This is a genomic window from Fundicoccus sp. Sow4_F4, from assembly GCF_052116145.1.
In the GTDB taxonomy this organism is placed as follows: Bacteria; Bacillota; Bacilli; order Lactobacillales; family Aerococcaceae; genus Fundicoccus.
The window spans coordinates 23,092-29,091 of the sequence record NZ_JBQKLQ010000013.1 but is presented as its reverse complement, the minus strand read 5'-3'; the positions used below and the strand labels follow the sequence as shown (position 1 = coordinate 29,091).

Sequence of the window (6,000 nt, the reverse complement as noted above, 5' to 3'; positions counted from 1 at the left end):
GTTAGAAAAGCATATCATTAATGCCGGTGTGGCGGAATTGGCAGACGCGCTGGACTCAAAATCCTGTGCCCTCACGGGCGTGTCGGTTCGACCCCGACCATCGGTATCAGCTTGGCATCAAGCTTAGGAGCAGTTTCTCATGTGCGTGAGAAACTGCTTTTTTTGTGTTTTTTGAAAAAGTTACCATAGATTCTACCATACTTTTTTCTAACGAAAATTTTATTGGGTAAAAACTTATGATATATTGTAAATCATTAAAATGATATAAAATTTTCGAACTTTTGTGCTGTATCTTCACTTCGATGTTTCGTAACATGATCATATATATTACGTGTTGTAAGAATACTACTATGACCTAATCGTTCTTTTATGGCCCCTTCTTCAACCCTGGCATCGAACAGTAGTGAACAGTGTGTATGTCTAAATCCATGAATTGTCATTTTAGGTAAATTTGGATGATTAGCTAAGATTCTTTTTAAGTTATTGTTAAGGAATTTATGATTTAGAAATGAATTGTTTTCATTTGTAAATACATATTGATTTTTCCTATTTGTATTTTGTCCGTGTTTTATTAATCTTACCTTTTGTACCGTCCGCCACTGTTTTAATATCTCCCAAGTTCTTGAGTCAATAGAGATAGTTCTAAAACTACTCTCGGTTTTAGGGTCTTGAACGATTAATGAACTTATTCCCCGTGCCACAATTCTTTTCACAGATAAAGTCCGGTTCACTTCATCTAAGTCTGCCCACTGTAAAGCTAATAATTCAGATTTTCTTAACCCCGTAAAGGCTAACACTCTAAACATTGTTCTCACCATAATATCCTCAGATTCACTGATGATTCTTTCAAATTCAATTAGTTGTTCCTTTTCAAAAAAGGGCGATTCGTATTTCTTTTTATGAGTATTTTTAGGACGCATAATTTTGGTCATTGGATTAACTGCACAGCACTCGATACTAATTGCAAAGTCTAGTATCCGTTTAGTTAAATTTACTAAAAAGGAAGCTTTCGAATAGGTTTCATACCAAAGATTAGTGGCTTCTTGACATAGAACTAAAGGAATTTTACTTAGGAAAAACTCACCAAAGACGGGTAAGATATGCTTCTCTGCAACTTGCATAGCTGTAATATAAGTGTTTTCTTTAACACTGAGTTTATATTGCATAAACCAAAGTTTAAAGACATCTTTAAATGTATATTTTTTCAAAGATTTTGTTAAGCTGTTTCCGTTGTCTAAAAAGTTGTTTTTTAAATCTGTTTCATATTTCACCGCATCCGAATATTTTTTAAAGCCACTCTTCATAGGCGCAACTACTTTTCCAGTCGCGTCGTCGATACCTAAGTATATTTTTGATTTGTATCGGGTTTGACCATTTTTTAATTCATATTTTGTAATCATGTTTATTTATTCTCCTTTTTCAGCGTGAGAGGAATAAATAAATATATTTTTATAAATCGTGTATTACCTGGATAGCTTTGCCAAGAATTATATGTGAGTTCTCAACATCATCGCAATAGATATCTTGTGACAAATCCAATGGTAAGAATAGTCTCCTATTCCTAACGGTGCGTAATTTTCGAATGATTGGAACAGTAGAATTATGAGGTAGCACACAGACTATTGTATTATCTATGACATCCTGTGATTTTTGAAATAGGACAAGTGCACCTTCTTTAATTTGTGGCATCATTGAAGAGTCTTTTGATACAAGGTAGAATAACTCTTTTTTTGGTAAAGCGAATGAAGCAACAGCAATTTCATTTGTAAAAGTGAAGACTCCATCTTTAATACTTTCAATAACCTTAACTTTAATTATTTTATCACTAAAAGTATCTGTAAAACCTTGTAGATATTCTATTGACACGCCAAGAGCTTTAGCAATTTTTCCAATGATTTTGTTGTCAATTCCTTTAACGTGATTTTGCTCATAGCGACTCAGAGTGGAAGGCGAAATATTAATTAAACTACCTAACTTTTTTTGGCTGAGATGTTTGTTTTCTCTGGCCAATTTAATTCTCTCGCCAATTGTCAAAATATTCACCACCTTTCTTATTTTCTCCGTCATTATAATCAATCAATTCATCTTTTGCAAGAGTCGCTGATGAATCGATTCATCTTTTGCATTTATTTGTTGAAATATTAAAAACTATATTGTATCTTTGTCTTGTAAGTTTATTCACAAAATTCAATATTGCAATAAAAAATTATTTACTAGGAGGATAGGAGTAATTGAATCATGTAAATCAGAAGAAACTAAAAGCAAGTATTGCACGTTGTGGCTTGACTAATGAGTCTTTAGCACACAAAATCCAGGTCAATCGAGGAACAATTAGTAATGTTTTAACGGGTAAAACTAAACCCTCTTATCAAGTTGTGAATGGTTGCTTCCATGTTTTACATTTAACACCTTTGGAAGTCGTCGAGATCTTTTATGCAATTAATGTACTTGATGGGGAACCTATGCAGGTAGCTGGGCGGGGTGAATGAAATCGAAACAGCCAATTTAGAGAAAGCCTTGGAGATATTTGCTAGTTCTTTGTTTGATAATAAGATTAATCATTTCGTAGAAACAATAAACATGCTTGAGGAGCGTATTGAAGTACTTGAAGTGAAAAATAAAAAAAACTATTTAAAGCAGCAGGATGTTATTTCGGAATTTGGTATTGGTCATAGAACTTTGAAAAATTGGGTTAGTGATGGACTGAAAGAAATTTGGCTTGGCAATCGTGTTTATTATGATCAAGCGGATATTGAATCATATATGCAAAAATATAAAACTTCAAACAGCGTGAGGGGATAGTATATGAATCAATTAATGTTATCTGGAGATTTAAATGTCTTAGAGTTTGAGATTAAACAATACAAACAACAAGCTGGATCAGCCTTTTGGGAAATTGGTAGACGTTTGACCTATGTAAAGACTAATGATCTTTCACACGGTCAGTTTGGAAATTGGCTGGAAAAAGTGGGCATAGATCATACAGCTGCGAATCGACTAATGAAAATCGCGCAAGAGTTACCAAATTCAGCAACGATGCAGAATTTAGGAATAAGTGTTCTGTCAATGATTGCTAGTTTGCCAGCAGATGTTAGAGAACAACAACATGTTACAAGTACCGGAGAGGTTAAGCTACCAGTAGATATGAACGTGAAAGAACTAAGAAATTTAAGACAAACTATTAATCAAGTGGAACCGTCTGGCCCAAGCATCGATAATACTACACAGGTCCTTCAAACAGAATTGACTGAAACTACGAAAAAGTTACATCAAGTGCAACAAGCATACCAGCAATCATTAAAATCGATTCATGAGAATCAAGAATTAAAAGAGCAATTTGAAGAATTAAAGGTAGAAATAGATAAATTATCAACTAAACGCTTGAATATGGTTGAAGAATTAAGTTACTTACATAACTATACAAAGTTTAGAGAAGAATTGAATATTCTCTTGACCAAGATATCACCGTTACGGTTTTCAGAACAATTAGCCATTATTAATCGTAATCCGGTGTACGCAAACCAGTACTTGAGTCTGGTAGCGTTAGTAGAGGATTGGTGCGCTGATATGAGGCGATGTTTGGAAATAGAAGATATCATTGATGGAGTAATAATTGACTAGAATCAATTATTAACTAAAACGAATATATTATATCTATAAAATGCAAACGTTATCATAAAGAAAAGAGGTTTTATCATGAATGAATTACAAGCTAATGCATCTGTAAATTATGAACTAGAAGAACTCGTTCTCAAGCTAAGAGAGAACAATACGTTTAACCAAGAATTGGCCAAGCGTGTAGATTACTTAGAGAAAATTCAACCAGTTAATCCGGTGATCACATCTTTTTTAAACACGGCTCGCAAGCAACATGTGTTGAAAATATTGGGAGGGAAATCTTCTAAAGCTTATCAAAATAAGAAATTAGTATCGGAAGTGTACCGTTCAGCTGCTAATGATTTTAAATCTAAATTTATGATTGCCCGTTATGATTTGTTGAGACAAACGGACCAAGCATCGGCGATGAATTATTGGCAAAATTGGTTGCCTAACCAAGACTTGCTGAAGCGTATTAGACAAAGTAACGCATAGGTTGATTATGGTAGTTAAAAGAATTGTTGACACACGTTTCTGGGAAGATTCAACAGTATTAGATAATTATTCTGTAGAAGATAAATACTTCTTATTGTATTTAATGACGAATCCCCGTAGTTCGCAAGTAGGTATCTATTCTCTACCTAAGCGCGTGATTAGTTTTGATACTGGTTATACGATTGAAGTAATTAATGTTTTACTGGATCGATTTTGTAACTTCTATAAAAATATTATGTACTCGGTTGAGACGCAAGAGATATCGCTCTTAAATTCATTGAAGTATAGTATCGTAAAGGGCGGAAAACCGGTAAGCGATTTACTGATAAAAGAATTATCAAGGGTTCAAGATGCCAATCTGTTGTATGCCACTTACGAGAATATGTTTGAGTTTTGGACTGTATCAGATAGACCGTTTGATAAAACAGTTAAGCAATGTTTTGAAAATGAACTGGTCAAGAGGCAACAAGTTAAGCCTATTGATCAGCAAATTTTTAAGACAGACTTTTCTCTAGTAGACCCAGTGAGAGAAGAAGTAATGGATTATCTAACTTTTTCATACTTTCAAGCAAACTTTGGTGAGATGAATGACGAAATGAAGAATGCTTATAAGAAGTGGATTGATTATTTCGGAGATGATATCGTGGTGAGTGCATTGCAACGATCTATTTCATCAAATAATCCATATAAGTATTCGTTGAAAATATTGGAGAATTGGTCAGTCAAAAAAGTAAAGTCAATCACAGATATCGAAAAACTAGATTTAAAGTATTCACAGAAATCTTCAATGTCTCGTAGTTATACAGCAAGCGAAAGTGAAGCATTAGCAAAAACCTGTACAGAGGAATTAATGAGACAGGTGACTGCGGACAGAAATAGGAGAGAGCAAAAAAGAAGGTCATAAATTGCATTCCAATCATGCTTTTAAAACAGCTGCCGGTAATTGATGGTAGCTGTTTTTCGTTATCTAATGATTCCATTTACATGTGTGATAGTCATGTATTGCCTGTAATTGTGTTTGAGTCTTTAGACACATCATCATAATGACAATGATAAGTATAATGATAATTAAAATGACAATGACAATGAAGAATCGTCCCCCGATTCGGGCGACGATTCGTTAAAGGCTATTTGTGTGAATAAAGTTGTAGATACTCACTAGGAGAAACTGGCTTGGTTTTCTTAGAATCTCTTATGTAGATTCTTTGCTTATTCTTATCATTCTTAGCAGTTAAATGATAAGGCGCATCATTACCTGGTGTAATTTCGATATCTAGTATCCCGTTAATTTGGCTGATTTTTATATTATTTACTGGATTAGGGACAATACGTTCTTGTTCGATCCAAGTATTGAGAGCTAGTATCCAAGAAGGATGGTGAGAGCCCATACTTATGTTAGGATTCTTTTTGTTTACACCTAATAAGATAGTACTGATGTATCGATGGTTCAATAGAGCAACGATATCTTTAAGAACTTCATGCTGATTCTTTTCCAAATCGTCGTATATAATCATATCCCCATTAATGTTCATTTAGGCCTCCCTCAGTATCCTAGTGGCCTTACCTTTTGTTTTTTCTGTCTTCGTTTCCTTAGAAACAGCTATTAATAAACAACTCTCATTAATAAGACAAGTGACACGGTCTTGATCAAAGTTTTTATCTTGCTTAAGCATCCAGAGATATATTTGTACTAACCAACTATAATTTTGAAGAACTATACTCCTTAATTCTTCAGGACTCTCAACTTCATCATATTCTTCATTTAAAACTAAAATAGTAAGTTCCTCATCACAATAGTATGCGCTTTCAATTTGTAGTTCAATTTGTCGCTGGTTAACATAAAAATCATAGTAAATTTTTTTTCTTGTTTCCATCATATTTCACCTCTATATGTGCTTTTGTGTAACT

The 6,000-nt window shown here is 33.8% G+C and carries 9 protein-coding genes and 1 tRNA gene; 6 read left to right on the top strand and 4 right to left on the bottom strand.

Annotated elements, in window-relative coordinates; genetic code table 11:
* Positions 1 to 22: 22 nt before the first annotated feature.
* Positions 23 to 106 (top strand) — tRNA-Leu (locus ACTQ5J_RS13205).
* Positions 107 to 254: 148 nt separating this feature from the next.
* Here the strand turns inward: ACTQ5J_RS13205 and ACTQ5J_RS13200 are convergent.
* Both ACTQ5J_RS13200 and ACTQ5J_RS13195 read right to left on the bottom strand, forming a co-directional pair.
* Positions 255 to 1,400 carry a tyrosine-type recombinase/integrase gene (locus ACTQ5J_RS13200; protein WP_441753666.1) on the bottom strand — a complete coding sequence of 382 codons (1,146 nt, stop codon included), beginning with the start codon at positions 1,398 to 1,400 and terminating at the stop codon, positions 255 to 257.
* A gap of 49 nt (positions 1,401 to 1,449) precedes the next feature.
* Positions 1,450 to 2,034 (bottom strand): helix-turn-helix domain-containing protein, encoded by a 585-nt coding sequence (locus ACTQ5J_RS13195; protein ID WP_441753664.1) that lies wholly within the window; start codon positions 2,032 to 2,034, stop codon positions 1,450 to 1,452.
* A 197-nt stretch (positions 2,035 to 2,231) separates the two neighbouring features.
* Here ACTQ5J_RS13195 and ACTQ5J_RS13190 point away from each other — a divergent pair, with 197 nt between their 5' ends.
* From ACTQ5J_RS13190 to ACTQ5J_RS13170, 5 genes are all read left to right on the top strand, one after another.
* Positions 2,232 to 2,489: a helix-turn-helix transcriptional regulator gene (locus ACTQ5J_RS13190; RefSeq protein ID WP_441753662.1), complete on the top strand. Its 258-nt coding sequence runs from the start codon at positions 2,232 to 2,234 to the stop codon at positions 2,487 to 2,489.
* Positions 2,482 to 2,802 carry a helix-turn-helix domain-containing protein gene (locus tag ACTQ5J_RS13185; protein ID WP_441753660.1) on the top strand — a complete coding sequence of 107 codons (321 nt, stop codon included), beginning with the start codon at positions 2,482 to 2,484 and terminating at the stop codon, positions 2,800 to 2,802. Before ACTQ5J_RS13190 ends, ACTQ5J_RS13185 begins: the two co-directional genes overlap by 8 nt.
* Positions 2,803 to 2,805: 3 nt before the next feature.
* Positions 2,806 to 3,621, top strand: coding sequence for a DUF3102 domain-containing protein (locus ACTQ5J_RS13180; protein WP_441753658.1), 816 nt, complete (start codon positions 2,806 to 2,808; stop codon positions 3,619 to 3,621).
* Positions 3,622 to 3,696: 75 nt separating this feature from the next.
* Positions 3,697 to 4,092 (top strand): ORF6C domain-containing protein, encoded by a 396-nt coding sequence (locus ACTQ5J_RS13175; RefSeq protein WP_441753657.1) that lies wholly within the window; start codon positions 3,697 to 3,699, stop codon positions 4,090 to 4,092.
* 7 nt (positions 4,093 to 4,099) lie between these two features.
* On the top strand, positions 4,100 to 4,996 hold the full coding sequence (locus tag ACTQ5J_RS13170) for a DnaD domain protein (protein ID WP_441753655.1): 897 nt from the start codon (positions 4,100 to 4,102) through the stop codon (positions 4,994 to 4,996).
* Between the two features lie 223 nt (positions 4,997 to 5,219).
* Here ACTQ5J_RS13170 and ACTQ5J_RS13165 read toward each other — a convergent pair whose 3' ends face one another.
* Both ACTQ5J_RS13165 and ACTQ5J_RS13160 read right to left on the bottom strand, forming a co-directional pair.
* A complete protein-coding gene (locus ACTQ5J_RS13165) occupies positions 5,220 to 5,624 on the bottom strand; it encodes an AlbA family DNA-binding domain-containing protein (RefSeq protein WP_441753653.1) in 405 nt (134 codons plus the stop codon).
* On the bottom strand, positions 5,625 to 5,966 hold the full coding sequence (locus ACTQ5J_RS13160) for a hypothetical protein (RefSeq protein WP_441753651.1): 342 nt from the start codon (positions 5,964 to 5,966) through the stop codon (positions 5,625 to 5,627).
* Between the last annotated feature and the right edge of the window lie 34 nt (positions 5,967 to 6,000).